The following is a 17,611-nucleotide window of genomic DNA, read 5'->3' as shown; positions in this document are numbered from 1 at the left end:
GGAAGCAGAGGTCACGCGAGTCGGTGCAGCGCAGTAACCCCTTCACCCACGCACCCGTGGACGAGCCAGAAGACGTGGGCGACCTCCGTGATGATGTCTTGGGCGCCGAGACCATCATCAAAGGACCCCCAGAGCCCTTGGCGACGATTCCATCTCCGGCAGGGGCGACGCCGTGGCCACGGGTCACCGTCGAGGACCATCGACTGATCACTGTGGTGGGACTCCATGGGGGTGCTGGGACTTCGACAGTCGCGTCAATGCTGGGGGAGCGGTCCCTCGACGCCGGCACGGGGTGGCCGATCGCGTCTGGTTGGGTGCGACCCTTGCCGACGCTGCGCGTTGTCGTCGTCGCGCGAACCCACTGGGCAGGGCTGGACGCAGCGCAAGACTTCACTCAGCAGTGGTTGGCCGGAGATCTCAGTGAGTCCCGGCTGCTGGGGCTGGTGTTAGTCGATGACGGACCCAAGCTGCTGGATCAGCAGCAGCGAGCTGTGAAGCGGCTCTTGCGCAAGGTCCCCATCGGGGCTCATCTGCCCTGGGTAGAGAGTTGGCGGATTCATCCGCCGGACTTTGAGAGGCCGCCGAGGCGGCTGCAGAAGATTATTCGCACGTTTCACCATAAAGCAGAAGAGGACAACGCATGATCATGATCGAACTCCTGTCCGCACTTACTGGACTGACCCCGGCAGGGATCGTTCCGGACGTTTCCCCGGAGGCACCTCCTGGGGTGGAGGGGTTCACCACGTTGCTGAACTGGATCTCCTGGGGCGTGATCATGCTCGGCTTGGCCGGGTTCCTGGCCTCGGCCGGTTACCTGGCGTTCGCCTCGTTCACGGGTCGTGAGATCCAGGGTTTCAAGGGCCTGGTGATCTCGATCATCGTCTGCATCCTCGCGGTGGCAGCGGCCGCGATCATCCGAGTCTTTATCTAGGAACTCTGAGAACAGCAGCGGAGAACGGGGACCGATATGGCACGGAAAGAACAGCAAGGCGGGGGTAGGTCGTGGATCTTCTGGGGCGCGGGTCTATCGGTGGTCATCCTGGTGGTGATCGTGGGTCTGCTCACGATCCCCACGGGATCGAACGAGGCCGAAGAACCGGATGATGGATTGGTCGCAGAAGGGCCAGATCCCTCATCGGAGCCTGTTGAACCAGAAGAGGAACCCACCGAGGGCGACGCCCCGGCTCGGTGTGAGGACATGGACGCCGACGAGTCCTTCCCCACGGAGGCCCCTGAGTTCGCATGGGAGGACTTTGACGGGGTAGAGGGCTTGGCTCTGCCGGTGTCTGATGAGCACGGGCCAGCCGTCCAAGAGGACGGCTTCTGGCGCTGCTTCTCCCAGACACCAGCCGGCGCGGCATTCGCGGCACCTAGCCTCTTCATGGACTTCGTGGTGAGTCGGGAGTACGACGCTGCTGTAGACAGCCCTGGGGCCCGCGAAGCGGTGCCTCAGGAGTCAGTAGAAGAGTCCGCCGAAGGCTTTGAAGGAACGCTGGTTCGCGGCTTCCGAATTGAGGACTCTTCCGCCGAAGAAGCGACCGTAAGTGTCTGGCTAAGCCAACCCGAACAGTCTGCGGACGGGGCTTACGAATTCACGTTGGTGTGGGACGAGGATGCGAACGACTGGCGGCTAGATCTATCTCCCGGTCAGGCACCTCTGACCATGTTGAGTAACACGTCTGACTTCACTGAGTGGAGGTAGGCCCGATGGTCCTGATGACGCTCCTGGCCGGCGCTGAGGAAGAAGGTTCGTCGTGCTCGTGGAACAACTGGGGCTGCCGAGCCATCGAAGGGGCTTTTGACACCGGCAGTGCAATCGCTGGCAATGCTGCGACTGCCGCTCTAGAGGCGGTGGCCCAGGGTCTCGCCAATGGCGCTGTGTCGTTCTTGGAAATGATCTCTACCTGGTGGATGAACGCACCAGGGCCGGACATGAACAACCCTGCTGTGGCCTCGATCCAAGCGGATACGGGCTACTTCATCGCAGCGTTTGCAATCATCGGGTTCTTGCTCGGCCTGGGCCGAATGCTCCTGAGCATGGACTTCAAAAAGATCATCACCGCCTTTGCCCCGGTCGTGACCCTCATCGTGGTCACCGGGGTCTACGCCGTGGCTATCGGCGCGCTGCTCACCGCTGGTGACAGCACCGCAGCGTGGCTCCTTGATCGAGCCACCGGCGGAGACGCGAACCTAGAGATCCTGGCCAGCCCGGTCGGAAATATCGGGCAGAACATCGGGGTGTTCCTGATCGTGTCGCTGCTGATGTTCTTCGGCGCGATCATGAATTTCTTGCTGATGATCTTCCGCGACGTGAGCATTCTTGTGCTGCTCGCGTTCCTGCCCGTGGTCGCAGCCTCTACCGGCTCGGTCTCGGGTAAACAGGCGTTTCAGAAGATCAACGCCTGGCTTATCGCCCTGCTGCTCTTCAAGCCAGTCGCGGCCGGGATCTACGCGCTCGGGCTTCGGATGATGACCGAAGATTCAGAAATCGAGGGCCTGGGCGGCGAGCTGCAGAATTACTCGTCAGCCATGACCGGGATGCTCATTCTCGCGCTGGCCGGCCTCGCGCTGCCGGCCCTTATCAAGTTCATTGCTCCTGCGGCCGCGATGGGCGCTGCCGCCTTTGGCGGTGGCGCTGCTCTCGCGGGTGCGGCCACGGTCGCAGCCGGGGCCGCTGTAGTGACTGGAACGGGTGGAGCTGCTGCCCCTGCTGTAGCGGGTGGCGCTGCTGCCAGTGGAGGCGCAACGGCCGGCACCGGTGCCGGTGCCGCTGGCGCAGCCGGCGGTGGAGGTGCGGGCGGTGGATCCTCCGGCGCTGCTGGTGGCGGCGCTGGACAGGCTGCGGGCGGCGCTGGCGAGAGTGGAGCCGGTGGTGCTGGTGACTCGGCTACCGGCGACGGCCCTGCTGGGGCGACTCCGGCCGGGGCATCCTCGGCCGGTGGTGGCTCGGGCTCTGGTGGCGGTTCGGAGAGTGGCGGCGGTTCGGGAGGTTCTGGCGTTGACGCCGGGACTCCCGGCGGCGCTGAATCCTCCGACGCTGGTGGAACCAGTGAGAACGGATCTGGGGGCGGATCTGCCGCCTCGGGCGCTGCACCAAGTACTGGCAGCGACTCGGCCGGGAAGTCCGGTGGATCGACTGCCGCCAAGACACAGCAGCTCAAGAACGTCATTGATACCGGCACCCCTTCTGGTGCCGGGATCAATCAGGCCTTTGAAGGCGACGATGGGGAGACAAGCGCGTGAGCGAGACCACTTCCGGGGTGATCCCTGGCGTGTACGGCAATCTTCGCCACCCTCAGCGCACCGGCATCCTCGGGCTCTCCCTGGGTGTCTCACTGGCCGGGGTGCCCTTCATCCTCGTGTCCATCGTCCTTATGGCCACCGGCCGCGCGGCTGCGGCTGGCGTCCTCATCGGCGCGGGCGTGCTCGGTGCAGTGCTGTTGGTGGCCACCAAGCGGCAGGGCCGCTCGATCTATGGGAGAACGATGCTGAAAATCGCGCAACGACGTAAAGAGAAGTCCGGCAAGCACCTCTATATCTCTGGGCCTACCGGGTTCACCCCCGATGGAGCTACGCGGCTTCCTGGGCTCATGGCAGATACCGAACTGACCGAGCACCTGGACAGCTCGAATCAGCCCTTCGGGCTGCTGCGCACCTCCGGGCGCGGGGCCTATAACTACTCCGTGGTCATCGAGGCGCGTCCAGATGGTGACGCGCTGGTAGACGGTGACTCGGTGAACCGTCAGGTGGCCCACTGGGGCGGCTGGCTCCAAGCGCGCGGCCAAGAGGACGGAATCCGCGGGGCCTCGGTCACTATCGAATCCGCGCCCGATTCCGGTCTGCGGCTGCGCCGGCTGCTCTCCCATAACCGGGCCGACGGTGGACCGGAATTCGCGCGGATCGTCACCGAGGGAATCGCCAACGAGTACGACCACGGCGCACCAGAAATGACCGTGCGGCTCACGGTGACCTTCGACGGCAAAGCCTTCGAGGCGAACAAGGATCGCGGCCGCGAGGAAATGGCGATCGACATTGGCGACCGGCTCCCCGGAATCCTCGGCGGGCTGCATTCCACCGGGGCCGGAGTCGTGCGGGCGTGCACCGCACAGGAGATCATCGACTTCACCCGCGTGGCCTATGACCCGACCACCGCCTCAGCGGTGGAGGAAGCCCAGATGGACGGCGGCACCAACCTTCGATGGGCTGACGCCGGCCCGTCCTATGCTGCGGATCTCTTCGAGCACTACAAGCACGACAGGGCCTATTCCTCATCCTGGACGCTCTACGAGGAACCGCGCGGCACCTTCACCCATGATTCTCTGCGTCGGCTCCTCGAGCCGATGCCGGGGGTGCTGCGTAAGCGCGTGACCCTGCTCTACCGGCCGGTGCCTATCGACCGGACCACGGATCTCGTGCAGCGCGAGATTAAGGAAGCGACCTTCGGTGGATCTCAGCAGCGGGTCTCAGTCCGGGCGGTACAGCGACAGAAAGCGGCACTGAAATCAGCACAGGAAGAAACGATGGGTGCCGGTGTGGCCCGGTTCGGGACCATCGTCACCGTCTCAGTGGAAAACCCTGAGCAGTTCCGCCGGCTGGATAAGGAAGTGCCAGCCCTGTTCTCGAGAACCCGTCTGCGGGTACGCAAAGCACTCGCCAATCAGGCCGTGACCTTCCAGGCCGGGCTACCGCTGGGCACAGTGCTGCCTGATCACATGCTCCTCAACGACGAGATCCAAGACTTCTTCTCCTAAGTCTCGACCACACAACTGCACGAACACACCTGAAGGGGTGTTGATGATGAGTCCACGCACACCAGACGATCACAGCCAGGCGGAAGCCTCACCCCTGGTGCTCTCCAAGGGCGACCGGAAACGACTCGAACGCGAAGACCGTCGAGCTCGCGCGGAATCCAAGCCAGTCACGGGGCTCCGGCGGGTCTTCGCACAGGTCAGTGCAGACCGGCAGAAGACTCTCTCCCGGCCCGGTCCTACGGGCTGGAATCGTCGTGGTGGTGGGCCTATGGGCTACGTGGAGCGGCCCTATGAGCTGCAAGGCACCACAGTGCAGCTCTGCGGCTACTGGCCCTTCATCGCCGGCTCCGGGGTGGATCTCGTCGGCGCTCCGCTGGGTGTGGATTTGCGGCGCCGGTCCCTGGTCTGCGCGGACCCGATCTCGTGGTTCACCTCTGAACTGATCCGCAACCCCTCGGCGTTCGTGCTGGGCCAACCAGGCCTGGGGAAGTCCTCGCTGGTCAAGCGCATGGTCGCGGTGCTCCTGGATTGGGGGATCATCCCTATGGCGCTCTCTGACGCGCGGCCCGATTATGTGGACCTCATTCGCGCAGCCGACGGCCAGGTGATCGAGTTCGCGCCTGGGCGGTCCCATATCAACCCGATGGACGTCTCCACCTTCGCTCACGCGCTGGCAGACGTGAAGAACGAGAACGCACGGGAAGAAGGGCTCAACGATCTGCGCACCCAGCAGCTCTCGTTGATGAGCGGACTCGTGGCGATGTTCGCCAGGCGCAGCCTTCAACCGCACGAGACCACGATTCTGTCTCACGCGATCCGCACCCTGGACCCAGATCTCACCACACCTGTGCTGATCCCGGAACTGACCGAGTTCATCCGGTCCCGGCCGGCGACTCTGCGGACTCTGACCCTGACCCACGACGATGAGCGAGCCTATGACGCTCGTGTGCAGGGCCTTCTCGATGCGCCGATCTCGATGGGACCGGATGGGCTCTACGGGGATCTGTTCTCGCAGCCAACCTCGGCCCACATCATCCCCGGTAAACCGGTGGTCTTCGACGTGTCCGGGGTCAATGAGAACGACACCGTTCTCATGGCTGCGGTGCAGTCGTTGTGCTGGAACCTGGGCACCGTCACCGTGGCCACGGAGAAGATCGTGACCACGGATCGAGGGATTCCGCCGAAGCATTATCTTCTGGTGATGGATGAGCTGTGGAAGGTGCTGCGCGCCTCGGAACAGATGGTCTACTTCGTGGACTCCCTGACCCGACTCAACCGTGGCCGGGGCATCGGGCAGATCATGATTACCCACACCATGAACGACTTGAAGCTCTCCTCAGAGACGCTGACTGACGTGGCGTGGGGATTCGTGAACCGCTCCGAAATGGTGTTCCTCGGCGGGCTCGCCCCCGATGAGATGGGCAACCTCGAGACCGTGTTCGCCCTCTCGAACACGGAGAAGTCCTGGATCACGGACTGGACCGATGACTCAGGCGGGGGAGTGGCCACCGAACGGCGTCCCCACACGGGCAAGTTCATCCTCAAGACGGGTAAGCGTCCCGGGATTCCGTTCAAGGTCGTGCAGGTCGCGGCTGAGGTCACCGTTACCGACACCAACCAAGCTTGGCATCATGTCCGTGACCACCATGAGGGACAGAACGTAGAATAAGAACACCTAACGAGTGTGGAGGAGATTCACGTCATGAAGCGTCGTGTCGTCAGCAAAGCCGCGGTTAAGCAGGCTGCTGTCCGATCCACTAAAGCCTCCGCCAAGCTGGAGCGCCGCGTTGTTCCGGCCACATTCGTCCGGGAACCTCGTGTCGAGCGCTTCCTCGCTGAACGCCGCCAGCGCGACTGATGTCACTCACCCCGGGCTACGGTGAGACACCGGTAGACGGTGACGAGCTGGCCGCGTTGGCCCCCGCAGCCAAAGATCTACTCGGCGGTGAAGTCACCAAAGCCGCGGTCTATGACCTTGAACAGGCCTTGCAGGAAGACACCGCTGAAGCCTTTCTAATCGCTGTTCTCGACGGAAGTCTGACTGTTGATAACCTCCTCACTGATCAGTTCGTTCGGGACTTGCACCGGCGCCTCTATGCGGACATTTGGCTCTGGGCTGGAATCTTTCGCAAGCGCGAACTAAACATCGGAGTGGCACCGGAGAATATCGCAGTTGAGCTGCGGAACTCGATAGAAACCATTCGCTACCGCTGGGAACACACTGTGGACTGGACTCCCCACCAGTTAGGCGTCGCTGTCCACGCCGAGACGGTGAGGGTCCATCCTTTTGTTGATGGCAACGGCCGCACCACCCGGCTGCTGGCAGACCTAGTCTTTGCGGCAACACAAGAAACTGAACATCTTGAGATCTACGACTGGGATCTCGACAAACAGCGCTACATCGAGCTGCTCCGAGACTATGACCGTCACCGCGACCCTCGTTTCCTCGCGGACTTCATCCGCACGCAATACTTGGAGTCCTAACGTCATGAACCGCCAGCTGTACCGGACGTTGTTCTCTAAGGCTCAGCGCGGAAGAGTCGTCGCGATGGTCTGATCCGCCTAGAAGCAGCTTGAGCTCAAGGGAGTCTTTGGTCTGCCCCAGTTGAATACCCAGAACAGTCGAGGAGGTTGAGTTCTTGTTGCCACTCGAAATTGGACTGTCTCGCGTTCCTTACCAGGACGAAGCGAAATGCGGAGGTGCCCTGTGGTGAGTCGAGTCTTGGGGAGTCCGGTCGACGACCAAACACGATGTAAGCATTACCGGACGCCGCTGGACGTAGTCGCTATTAAGTTCTGGTGCTGCCAGGAGTACTATCCCTGCCATCTCTGTCACCAGGAGAGTGCGGATCACCCGGCGGCGCAGTGGCCAGTGGACGAACAAGCTTCCAAGGCGATCCTCTGTGGGGTCTGCACAAGCGAACTCTCCGTCTGCGAGTACCTGGAAGTGGGGTCTTGCCCCCACTGCGCGGCGCCGTTCAACCCACGATGCCATTTGCACGCCGACCTGTATTTCGTCGCGCCCCATGAAGGTTGAATCGACGAGCTCGTGGTCCGGGAGACTCAGGCGTCGAGCAGCAGGTCCAGCATCGCGGGAAAATCAGATAGTGGTGGGGAATCGGTGGTGACCACTCCGAACTCTGCAGCCTGAGCGCGTTGTTGGGTGATCAAGGCACTGCCGAGCAGTAAGGAGCATACTGCGTCAACCAGCGGGCCGGGTAGTAGTTCAGGTTCAGCGATAGTGTTGGCGCCTTCCATCATTGGGGGAAGGTGAGAGGACGCGCCGGCGATGATCGTTCGTAGCCTGTGGCCCCCGGTTCCGAGGGCGACCACCGAGGCAACTAGTTCTGCTGCGTCCCTGGTGCTCAGCAGGGCAGCGTGCAGAGTGACGGCGCGTGTACGAAGTTCGGATCGCCAGTCCGAGAGCGACGCGTCGAGTCTCACTGAGTCGAGTAGCCGGTCCGCGACAAGAGCCAGGAGGGATTGCTTGTCCTTGACGTGCCAGTACAGTGCGCTGGGCTGGACTCCTAGTTGAGTAGCTACGCGACGCATGGAGAGATCGGCGAGGCCGTACTGCTCGAGGATCTCCGTGGCAACCCCGACTATGGCCGGAATAGAGATGTGCACAGTTGAATTTTGGGCAGCCATGACCCTAGAGTCTACTGAACACCATTCAGTGAACACTGTTCAGGAGCAAGATGACTACGATTACATCCCCCGATGAGTCCGAGCTTGAGTCGAACGCGGGTCCTCGAACCTCTGGGGTGTCGATGCGAGCAGTCGCTCAGATTGCGGTGTTTGCAGCCCTCATTGGTGCACTTGGGTTGATGGGCGCAATCGCGGTGCCGGGACTTGTGCCGATCACCGCGCAAACACTGGGTGTGATGCTAGCCGGCGCTGTACTTGGCCCGTGGCGGGGGGCGGCGTCGGTATCACTGCTGCTCCTAATGGTTACCTTAGGCCTGCCGCTACTCTCGGGAGGCAGGGGCGGCCTGGGAGTATTTGTAGGGCCGTCGGTGGGATATCTGATCGGTTGGATCGTGGGGGCTATGGTGATCGGCTTGATCGTCCACGGGGTACGAGGACACCCTCGGATCAAATGGCCACGTGTACTACTGGGTGCGATGATCGGGGGCATCGGCGTCATCTATCTATTCGGCATTCCGGCACAGGCGGTGGTGACTGGACTCGATCTGAGACAGACCGCACTGACCTCGCTGGCGTTCCTCCCAGCTGATGTGATCAAAGCCGGAGTCACGGTGGTCGTGACAATGGCCCTCTGGCGGGCCTACCCACGGGCCTTTCACGCGTGACCAGAGCAGCTAAAGGGGTTGGTTCGAGGGGAATGTTTCTCGAACCGTTGCGCGGTGACAATCACGCCGCGGTGCTCGCGGCGGCATTGCAGATCCGGCTCGAAGGCGGCGTTCCCCTGATCGGCGATGAACGGTGGAGCCAGGAGCAATGGCGAGGACTGCTCGCGGAGGCAACTCAACGGGAACTTCCTGAACACGCAGCCTGGGCAGGATTCACTTCTGGATCGACGGGTTCGCCGCGGATCGTAATACGTAGCCACGAGTCCTGGGCATGCTCCTTCAAAGCAATCACTCGCCTGCTAGAAGCTCGGCCTGGGGACGCCATACTGATCCCAGTACACCCTGTGTCATCTATGGCGCTGTATGCCGCTGCGCACGCGCAGGAAACTGGATTGCGATTCGTCGTTCCGCAGACCCACCGTCTGCGCGCCGAGGATCTGGATGGACCTGACTTCATGCACGGCACCCCGTGGCACCTGAGAGAGGTCCTGGGCCTGATCCAAAACGGGGCCCGGTGCACGCTGCGGGCCATCCTCATCGGGGGTGATCGGCTCGATAACCAAGTAGCCATGCATGCCCGTCAGCTCGGTCTGCAGGTGGTGAGCTACGCAGGTGCGGCCGAGCTGAGTTTTATCGCCGTCGACGCCGGAACCGGATTGCGTGCGTTCCCCGGCGTGGAACTCAGCGTGGACGACGACGGGACCCTCTGGGCCCGCAGCGCACAGCTTTGCTCCGCTATAGTCGGGAACGGTTCCTCCCTGCGCACCGCTCCCGCGGTCGAGGCTCAAACCTCCACGGAAGTATGGGGGACCGTTGGGGACCGAGCCACGCTCTCCAACGGCGTATTGACACTTCACGGCCGCGCAGACGACGCCATCCTCACCGCAGGCGCCACGGTCCTGCCACACGATGTTGAGACCATTCTCAACGGATTACCGGGAGTTAAGGCGAGCCTGGTCGTAGCTGCGCCAGACCAGGTGCTTGGCCAACGAGTGGTGGCGTTCATCGAATCTGAACTCGGCGCCCAACTGGACCGTCGCACTCTCCTACGTAGAGCTCGCGCACAGCTCACCCCAGCACAGTATCCACGCAGCCTGCGCCTGGTGACTTTCCTACCTCGCACGGGACCCGGCAAGGTCCGCCGTCTGTCCTATGCGGATGCGCAGCAACTGATGGATCAAGCGCCATGATCGTCACGCCTGCTCTCGACGTCGCTCTGGTCGCCACCGCTCGCACCCCGGTGACTGGACGCTCCCGGAGCCAAGCTGACCGTACCGCAGACCAACTAGCCTCGGATGTCATCGCTCCGCTCGCCGCTGCCGCTCAGACGCATCTTGGGACCGATCCAGCGGGTGTGGTCCTGGGTAACTGCATCGGACCTGGAGGCAATATCGCCCGCATCGCGGCTCTGGGCGCAGGCCTGGGCCAGAGCGTCCCGGGAATCACTGTCGATGCCCAATGCGGTTCCGGTTTGGCCGCGATCGTTCAGGCTGCCGGCCACGTCCAACTTATAGGTGCACCGCTCATCGCGGGCGGCACCGAGAGTCCTTCCACCGCCCCCATTCGAACCCTCGGGGGCCAGGCTTACACTCAGGCGCCGTTTACTCCAGCTAACTGGCCAGATCCCTCAATGACTGAAGCCGCTGACGATCTCGCCCTCATCCGTGGGATCTCGCGAAGCAGGCAAGAGGCCGCCGCGGTGCGCAGCCACGACCTTTCGTTGAGACACGCCGCTTTCGCCGCCCTTGAAATCGCGACGAGTCCGGATGGTCTGACCCGGGGGTACGACGATGGCCCTCGCCGGCTGAATGCGGCCACAGCTTCCCGATTCTCACCAGTCCGGGACGCTCCTGGGGCCACGGTTACGCCAGCCACTGCTGCAAGAATTGCCGACGGCGCGGCCGCTGTGTTGCTTGCACCGTTGCAGGCGGTACAGCACGTGTCCATCCACGACGGTGGGGGTTCGACAGGCGTGGTGCTTTCACCGTGTCGAATTCGAGCGACTGCATTGGTCGGAGTAGATCCGACCCTGCCCGGGATCGCCGCGGCAGACGCGATCCAATCATGTCTAGATGCTGCGGGCACCCGCCTGCAGGACCTGTTCGCTGTCGAAATCGTTGAAGCCTACGCGGCACAGGTCTTGGCGGTCGTTGACGAACTCGGTCTCACCGGGTCCGGCACATCTCCCGCAGGAGCCGAAATGCGGTTCGACTCCAGAGTCAACGCCACCGGAGGGGCCCTCGCCCTGGGACACCCTTGGGGTGCTTCCGGCGCGATCGCCGTCGGCCGACTCATCCATCGACTCGTAGCCGCCGAACCAGGATCGCTCGGTGTTGCAGCATGCGCCATCGCTGGCGGAATGGGAGTCGCCGTCCTTCTCGAGCGCCTCGAAGATCCGATCGGAGATAATCAATGAGCATCAGTGTCGACCGACTCACCGTCACCGCGACCGGACATGAGGGCGACGTCACGTTACTCCACGGGGTCACTACACAACTCACGGCTAAGACGACAGCGATCATTGGCGAGAATGGTTCCGGAAAATCTACGCTGGCGAAAGTCATTGGCGGGCTTCTCCCACCTGCCTCCGGGACTGTCACGGTAAACGGGCTCGACGTCGTCCGCGACGCGAGGCGGTTGCGTCGCGACACCGGGTTCATCATCGCTAACGCCGCCGCCCAAGTCATCATGCCCACTGTGCGAGAAGATGTCGCGCTCACTCTGCGTGGCAGAGGCGTCAACCGACGTGAGATCGACACCCAGGTAGACCTTGCCCTGGCTGAACACGGCCTCACTGAACTCGCCGACCGCTCGTGCCTTTCTCTATCGTCCGGACAACTCCAGCGTCTCGCCTTATGCTCGGTATTGGTCGGGAGACCCCGAGTAGTGATCGCCGATGAGCCGAGCTCGATGTTGGATGCCCGCCACCACCGCCTCGTCAGCCGCCGGTTGTTCGCCCAGCCGGCGGAAACTCAGCTGGTCTTGATCACACACGACCTTGACTTGGCCCGTCGTTGCGAAGAAGCGGTGTGGATCCATCAAGGTCAGGTGCAGGAACACGGAAGACCGGACACAGTCATCGAAAATTACCTCGCTATGATCTCCGCGACGGACTCGAGTGGCCCCGCGTCGTTCACCCCGGGGCCGTCAAAGGACCACCACGGATGATCTCGCTTTATCACCCGGGGGCTTCTTTGCTGCACCGCACCTCGGCCGGGATCAAGCTTGCTGGCTTCGCGCTCTTGGCGCTGGCCTTGTTCTTCCTGCCCGTTGCGTGGGGGAGTGTAGGGGGGCTACTTGTGCTTCCCGTGTTTGGCTACGCTCTTGCTGGCTTACCGGCGCGGCTCCTGCTCACAGATCTCCGTCGGTTGCTGATGCTCCTGGTTTTCCTGGTGGTCACACAACTCATCTTTCTTGACCTACTCACCGCGGCCACTAATACTGCGCGGGTGATCAGCATTGTCCTGCTGGCCCAGGTGCTGACTCGCACGACAGAGATCGAGTCGATTATCGCCACTGCTGAGCGGCTATTTGCTCCGTTACGCCGGTTCGGCGCTAACCCGGCCAAGATTGGCCTGGCCATGGCTCTAGTTCTCACGTCAGTCGGACAGCTATCGGCCATGATCCGTCAGGTCCGTGATGCCCAACGTTCGCGCGGAGTTCGGCTGCCACCGTGGTCGTGGGTCGTACCGACGCTGGTGCTCGCGCTGAAACATGCCGACGATGTCGGCGATGCGTTGACCGCACGCGGACTGGAAGAGTGACCACGAGTCTGGCAGCAGGAAATCGAGTAGCGCTGATTCACGAGTCTTTCATCATCGGGTAGTTCGGGCCCGACTCGGAGCGGTGTCATGTTCTTGGACAGAGGTAGTCGCTGATGAACTATCCCAGCGATTCAGTCCTAGATGCTGCTTCGATACGTGCAGGGCATCTCTCTAGTGCTTGGGTGGCGATCACCGCGGCATGTTGCCCGTGGTGCCCCGGACGATGAGCTCGGGTTGAAAGCGTTCCTGTTCGACTGCTGTTTCGGGGTTCTTGATGCGGGCCAGGAGAATTTTCAGCGAGAGTCGGGCCATCTCGTCGATGGGTTGGCGGACCGTCGTAAGGTCGAGGACTCGCCACGCAGACATCGGAATATCGTCATAACCGGCGACCCATAGATCCTCGGGCACACGAAGCCCCCGTTCCTTCGCGGCATCGATCACACCGAACGCGATGATGTCGGTGGCACAAAAGATTGCCTGCGGTGGATCCGCGGCCAGAAGCGCTCTTCCTGCGTCGAGACCCGCTTGATGGGTGAACCCCGTCTCAGGGGCACGCGCGGAAGGTACGTGGATTCCGGCGTCGGCGTAGATGTCTAGAAAACCCTTGCGCCGTTCTCGTCCCGTGCTGACCCACGGCCCTCCACCGACAACCGCGACGCGGGTGCGTCCGTGCTTAAGGAAGTAGGAGGCGACGGCGGCGCCTCCGCCGATGTTATCGCCCGTGACCTGATCACTGGTGATGTTCTCGAGACTGCGGTTGACCAGCACCACAGGAAGACCTAGTTCAAGAGCCATCGGCAAGGCCTGTGAGTCACGCGTGGCGGTCGTGAAGATCAGCCCGTCGATGAGTTTGGACCGGATCGCTTCGATGGCGGCTTGCTCGCTGTTCTCGCCGTCGGATACCCAGAAGTTAATTCGCAGGCCAGCGCGGTTGATCTCCCTGGCCAGCGCGTACATCATCACCGGATACCAGGGGTTGGTGAACTCTCCTGCGATGACGCCGATCGCACCAGAGCGCTGAGTGCGCATGGCACGAGCCTGCGCGTTGGGTACATATCCGAATTTGGCCATCGCCTCTTCGACGCGGCGGCGATTCTCTTCGCTGACACGCGCCGATCCTTGCACCACGCGTGAGACGGTCGCCTGGGACACTCCAGCCGCTTGCGCGATTTCCCTGCCCGTAGGCATCGACATCCCTCCTCCGCGCCACAACGTGCGGCACCGTACTTACTTTCTCATGTGCGGCGCGGAGAGGAACATTTGGCGTTTACAGGCCAGACGGTCGATCGAAGAGTCACTCGCACTTCTGGCGGCGTCGATTATGTGTCGCGGAACTACGGCTAGGCGGTCTCACCCTCAAGGAACTCTGCGACGAAAGCGGTATTGAAGTCGCCGCTACGGAATGTCGCACTGTCGAGGATGTCTCGTTGGAATCCCGCTGTGGTGGTCACACCTTCAACGTGCATCTCGTCGAGAGCCCGCAGAGCCCGAGCGATGGCTTCATCCCTATCGTTGCCCCAGACGATGAGCTTGCCTACCATCGAATCGTAGAACGGAGGGATCACGTACCCGGTCTCGATATGGGTGTCGAGACGGACTCCGAAGCCACCTGGAGCCCGGAAAGACTCGATCCGACCGGGCTTCGGCGCGAAGGCTTGAGCGGGGTCTTCGGCGTTGATCCGGCACTCGATCGCGTGGCCACGGATCGTGATGTCGTCCTGGGCAATAGGGAGTGGATTGCCCGCTGCGATCTCGAGCTGGAGCTTGATCAGGTCGATGCCGGTGACCATCTCGGAGACCGGATGCTCGACTTGAATGCGGGTGTTCATCTCGATGAAGTAATACCGTCGCTCGAGGTTGTCGAAAACGAACTCCACCGTCCCGGCATTGCGGTAGCCGACCTCCTGACACAGGGCTACAGCGGCCTCCGCCAGGCTGACTCTTAGCTCCTCGTCCAGAACCGGGGAGGGCGACTCCTCCACGAGCTTCTGGTTGCGACGCTGGGCGGTGCAGTCACGCTCGCCGAGATGCACAGTCGACTCACCGTCGGAGACCACCTGTATCTCGATATGGCGGATGTCGGTGAGATAGCGCTCTAAGTACACTGCTGGGTCACCGAAGGCCGTCTCGGCCTCTGACATGATCTCGGCGAGATCGCGCTCCAGGGTCTCTGCTGATTCCACGACCCGCATCCCTCTGCCGCCGCCGCCCGCGGAGGCTTTGATCAGCAGCGGATACCCAACCTCGTTGGCCACGGCAACCGCCTCAGCATGCTGAGCGATCGCGCCGTCAGACCCTGGGACGGTGGGAACGCCCGCACGGCGCGCGATCTTCTTGGCCTGGATCTTGTCTCCCATGTTTCGGATGATGCTTGATGCGGGGCCGACGAACCCGACACCTTCGGTCTCGCACATCTCTGCGAAATCCGCGTTCTCGGCCAGGAAGCCGTAGCCGGGGTGGATCGCATCGACTTTGAAGGCCAATGCAGCGCTGATGATTGCTCGCGGATCCTGATAGCTCTTCGAGGCACTGGCCGGTCCGATGCAGACCGCTCGGTCGGCGAGCTTCACCGGAAGGGAGCTTCGGTCTGCTTCGGAGTAGGCAAGAACGCTGGTGATTCCCAGTTCTTTGCAGGCGCGGACGATGCGAAGGGCGATCTCTCCGCGGTTGGCGATGAGGATGCTGTTGAGCTGCTTAGCTGTCACGCTTGATCACCATCAGCGGCTGGCCGAACTCCACGGCCTCGTTGTTCTCCACCAGGATCTCGGTCACGACACCATCGACCTTGGCCTCTACATTGTTCATCAACTTCATGACTTCAAGGATGCACAAGACCGAGTCGGCTGAGACCCGGTCGCCCACCTCCACGAAGGCTGGGGCGCCGGGGTTTGGGGCGGAGTAGAACGTGCCGACCATAGGCGCGGTGATGGTCACTTCGTCCTCAGCGGCTGCGGCAGCGGGCTTGGGGGCGACCCCGTGGGTGGGCGCTGAGGCGGGCGTCGCCGATTCTGCGGTCGCAGCGGCTGGTGCGGGTGACTGTTCCGCCGCCCCCGTCGGTACCGTCGAGGCGGCCGGCGCAACCGGGGCGGATGCGGGGGTGCGCTCGTTGCGAGAGACGAAGAGTTCGACGTCACCATACTTGATGGAGAGCTCCCGGACATCGGGAGTGGTGTTGACCCAGTCGACCAGGGACTTGAGCTCGCGGATGTCAGGCTGGTTCAGCGCCATGATCAGTTCTCTCCTTTGATGATTTTGATGTGCAGGTCTCCGGCTGTCAGGGAGTTGACGCCGGATTGTCCGTTTTCGTGGAGCGACTTCACGATTTCGAACAGCGGCGCCGGTAGTTCGTCGAGATTGCCACCTGCAGCTACCGTCTTCTTCATCTCATCAACCTGGCCGCCGGCGAACATCGCACGCAGCAGGTGGAATTCGATGGATTCGTCTGGATATCGGGTGGCAAGTTTGTCGAGCATGGGTTCTGGGTCAGATGGTTCCAAGGGGATGTCGGAAGCGCCGTTGTCGATGATCTTCTGGCGCAGTTCGGGATTAATCTCGGCCAGCAGGTCACCGTAATACCCGAGCACGTACTTCTTGATCTCATTGGGCACCATCTTGTAGCGCTCACCGGTTGAGACGTTCATGGCCGCCTGAGTTCCGACGAACTGAGCGAAAGGAGTGATCATGATGGGGTAGGCGAGTTCGGAGCGCACACGTGCGATCTCGAGCAGAAGCTCCTCGTAACGGTCCCCGAGGCCCGAGGTTTCGAGCTGGGAACGGAAGTTCGAGAGCATCCCCCCTGGGGTCTGATGCATGAAGTGCATGCCGCTGTACTCAACAGGCTCACCAAGAGGCTTGTCCTCAGTTTCAGCGATCATCCGAATATGGTCACTGATCTCGTCGATCTTCGAGTCGTCGAGATTCACTGTGTAACCCAGGGCCCGGAGGTCGCGGATGACGTTCTGCACGGAGGGCTGGGCATTTCCAGCAGCCAGCGGGGCGACCGAGAGGTGGATAGAGTCTGCCCCGGCCTCCGCCGATTCGAGGCAGACCAGGGGAGCGAGGCCCGTGAGCGAATGGGTGTGGACTTCGAGCGGTCGATCTCCGATCACTGCTTTGAGCGCGGGCACGAGAGACCGAATGCGTTCGGGTGTGAGCAGCCCGCCGGCGTCCTTCAACATGATGCGGTCGACGTCGGCCTTTTCGATGAGCTCCTGTGCCTTCGAGACGAAGAGCTCGTCGGTATGTACGGGGCTTTCACTGAACGACACCGCCCCGAAGGTCTCCGCTCCAAGTTCTTTCGCCCGGCGCAGTCCAGGTGCGATGTTGTCGATGTCATTGAGCCCGTCGAAGGAGCCGATGACACGGAATCCGTTGGCATAGAGCCGCTCAACCCAGGCCATGATGACGTCATCGGGCAGGAAATCGAAAGCTGCGATGTTGCGAGAGCGGATGAGTGCTCGGAACTTGGTGTTCGGAGCCAGTTCATGAGCCCTGCGCACGCGTTCCCAAGGATCCTCTTTGAGGTAGCGCACCGCCACGTCGAATTGGATCGGCGCGACCAGATCAACGTGCTCGTATCCGGCTTGATCGAACTCCGGAGCGAGCTGTTCAATGTGCTCGGTCCGCATCCGCGTTGCCCAGAGACTTTGATGTCCGTCGCGCAGGGTTGTGTCGATGATCTTGATCTCACGACGACTGTTAGCGGGTCGTCCGCCGCGGCTCATCACCGACGCAATGGTTTCCGTATCGTTCGTCAACTCTGACCTCGTGTCTCTGGCGTCAT

General features: G+C 62.1%; 19 protein-coding genes. 14 read left to right on the top strand and 5 right to left on the bottom strand.

The genetic code is table 11. The features are described 5' to 3' along the window. Nucleotides 1–23: 23 nt before the first annotated feature. The 9 genes from I2487_RS15765 (at nucleotide 24) to I2487_RS11350 (ending at nucleotide 7,788) form a co-directional block, all read left to right on the top strand. A complete protein-coding gene (locus I2487_RS15765) occupies nucleotides 24–644 on the top strand; it encodes a DUF6668 family protein (RefSeq protein ID WP_345941412.1) in 621 nt (206 codons plus the stop codon). A gap of 2 nt (nucleotides 645–646) precedes the next feature. Next, nucleotides 647–931 carry a hypothetical protein gene (locus tag I2487_RS11385; RefSeq protein WP_207169436.1) on the top strand — a complete coding sequence of 95 codons (285 nt, stop codon included), beginning with the start codon at nucleotides 647–649 and terminating at the stop codon, nucleotides 929–931. 36 nt (nucleotides 932–967) lie between these two features. Continuing rightward, a complete protein-coding gene (locus I2487_RS11380) occupies nucleotides 968–1,702 on the top strand; it encodes a DUF8175 domain-containg protein (protein WP_207169437.1) in 735 nt (244 codons plus the stop codon). A gap of 5 nt (nucleotides 1,703–1,707) precedes the next feature. Beyond that, nucleotides 1,708–3,243 carry a hypothetical protein gene (locus I2487_RS11375; protein ID WP_207169438.1) on the top strand — a complete coding sequence of 512 codons (1,536 nt, stop codon included), beginning with the start codon at nucleotides 1,708–1,710 and terminating at the stop codon, nucleotides 3,241–3,243. After that, on the top strand, nucleotides 3,240–4,751 hold the full coding sequence (locus I2487_RS11370; protein ID WP_207169439.1) for an SCO6880 family protein: 1,512 nt from the start codon (nucleotides 3,240–3,242) through the stop codon (nucleotides 4,749–4,751). The genes I2487_RS11375 and I2487_RS11370 overlap by 4 nt, the downstream gene beginning before the upstream one ends. A gap of 43 nt (nucleotides 4,752–4,794) precedes the next feature. After that, a complete protein-coding gene (locus I2487_RS11365) occupies nucleotides 4,795–6,420 on the top strand; it encodes a putative type IV secretion/conjugal transfer ATPase (protein ID WP_207169440.1) in 1,626 nt (541 codons plus the stop codon). A 33-nt stretch (nucleotides 6,421–6,453) separates the two neighbouring features. After that, nucleotides 6,454–6,609, top strand: coding sequence for a hypothetical protein (locus tag I2487_RS11360; RefSeq protein ID WP_207169441.1), 156 nt, complete (start codon nucleotides 6,454–6,456; stop codon nucleotides 6,607–6,609). After that, nucleotides 6,609–7,235, top strand: a complete 627-nt coding sequence (locus tag I2487_RS11355; RefSeq protein ID WP_207169442.1) for a Fic family protein — start codon at nucleotides 6,609–6,611, stop codon at nucleotides 7,233–7,235. The genes I2487_RS11360 and I2487_RS11355 overlap by 1 nt, the downstream gene beginning before the upstream one ends. Before the next feature lie 208 nt (nucleotides 7,236–7,443). Continuing rightward, on the top strand, nucleotides 7,444–7,788 hold the full coding sequence (locus tag I2487_RS11350; RefSeq protein WP_207169443.1) for a CHY zinc finger protein: 345 nt from the start codon (nucleotides 7,444–7,446) through the stop codon (nucleotides 7,786–7,788). Between the two features lie 26 nt (nucleotides 7,789–7,814). Here the strand turns inward: I2487_RS11350 and I2487_RS11345 are convergent, their stop codons facing one another. Next, the gene (locus I2487_RS11345) at nucleotides 7,815–8,399 is read right to left on the bottom strand and encodes a TetR family transcriptional regulator (RefSeq protein ID WP_207169444.1); all 585 of its coding nucleotides are present in this window, start codon (nucleotides 8,397–8,399) and stop codon (nucleotides 7,815–7,817) included. Between the two features lie 122 nt (nucleotides 8,400–8,521). On the opposite strand from I2487_RS11345, the gene I2487_RS11340 reads away from it, so the two are divergent. Genes I2487_RS11340 through I2487_RS11320 form a run of 5 tightly spaced genes read left to right on the top strand, consistent with a single transcriptional unit; the run spans nucleotide 8,522 to nucleotide 12,828 of the window. Further along, nucleotides 8,522–9,064, top strand: a complete 543-nt coding sequence (locus I2487_RS11340; RefSeq protein ID WP_207169474.1) for a biotin transporter BioY — start codon at nucleotides 8,522–8,524, stop codon at nucleotides 9,062–9,064. Nucleotides 9,065–9,096: 32 nt separating this feature from the next. Next, on the top strand, nucleotides 9,097–10,254 hold the full coding sequence (locus tag I2487_RS11335) for an AMP-binding protein (RefSeq protein WP_207169445.1): 1,158 nt from the start codon (nucleotides 9,097–9,099) through the stop codon (nucleotides 10,252–10,254). Then, nucleotides 10,251–11,480 (top strand): thiolase family protein, encoded by a 1,230-nt coding sequence (locus I2487_RS11330; RefSeq protein ID WP_207169446.1) that lies wholly within the window; start codon nucleotides 10,251–10,253, stop codon nucleotides 11,478–11,480. The genes I2487_RS11335 and I2487_RS11330 overlap by 4 nt, the downstream gene beginning before the upstream one ends. Beyond that, nucleotides 11,477–12,232, top strand: coding sequence for an energy-coupling factor ABC transporter ATP-binding protein (locus I2487_RS11325; protein WP_207169447.1), 756 nt, complete (start codon nucleotides 11,477–11,479; stop codon nucleotides 12,230–12,232). Before I2487_RS11330 ends, I2487_RS11325 begins: the two co-directional genes overlap by 4 nt. Beyond that, entirely contained in the window at nucleotides 12,229–12,828 is a 600-nt protein-coding gene (locus tag I2487_RS11320; RefSeq protein WP_207169448.1) for an energy-coupling factor transporter transmembrane component T family protein, read from the top strand. The genes I2487_RS11325 and I2487_RS11320 overlap by 4 nt, the downstream gene beginning before the upstream one ends. A gap of 189 nt (nucleotides 12,829–13,017) precedes the next feature. Here the strand turns inward: I2487_RS11320 and I2487_RS11315 are convergent, their stop codons facing one another. The 4 genes from I2487_RS11315 to I2487_RS11300 form a co-directional block, all read right to left on the bottom strand. Continuing rightward, nucleotides 13,018–14,022 (bottom strand): LacI family DNA-binding transcriptional regulator, encoded by a 1,005-nt coding sequence (locus I2487_RS11315; RefSeq protein WP_207169449.1) that lies wholly within the window; start codon nucleotides 14,020–14,022, stop codon nucleotides 13,018–13,020. A gap of 146 nt (nucleotides 14,023–14,168) precedes the next feature. Next, nucleotides 14,169–15,533, bottom strand: a complete 1,365-nt coding sequence (accC, locus tag I2487_RS11310) for an acetyl-CoA carboxylase biotin carboxylase subunit (protein WP_207169450.1) — start codon at nucleotides 15,531–15,533, stop codon at nucleotides 14,169–14,171. Continuing rightward, nucleotides 15,523–16,056, bottom strand: a complete 534-nt coding sequence (gene accB, locus I2487_RS11305) for an acetyl-CoA carboxylase biotin carboxyl carrier protein (RefSeq protein ID WP_207169451.1) — start codon at nucleotides 16,054–16,056, stop codon at nucleotides 15,523–15,525. The genes accC and accB overlap by 11 nt, the downstream gene beginning before the upstream one ends. Before the next feature lie 2 nt (nucleotides 16,057–16,058). Then, nucleotides 16,059–17,585: a pyruvate carboxylase subunit B gene (locus tag I2487_RS11300; RefSeq protein WP_207169452.1), complete on the bottom strand. Its 1,527-nt coding sequence runs from the start codon at nucleotides 17,583–17,585 to the stop codon at nucleotides 16,059–16,061. Between the last annotated feature and the right edge of the window lie 26 nt (nucleotides 17,586–17,611).

The sequence above is a fragment of the Nesterenkonia sp. E16_10 genome, from assembly GCF_017347085.1.
In the GTDB taxonomy this organism is placed as follows: domain Bacteria; phylum Actinomycetota; class Actinomycetes; order Actinomycetales; family Micrococcaceae; genus Nesterenkonia.
Note: the sequence above shows the minus strand (reverse complement) of the source record. Positions and strands in the feature narration are given on the sequence as shown.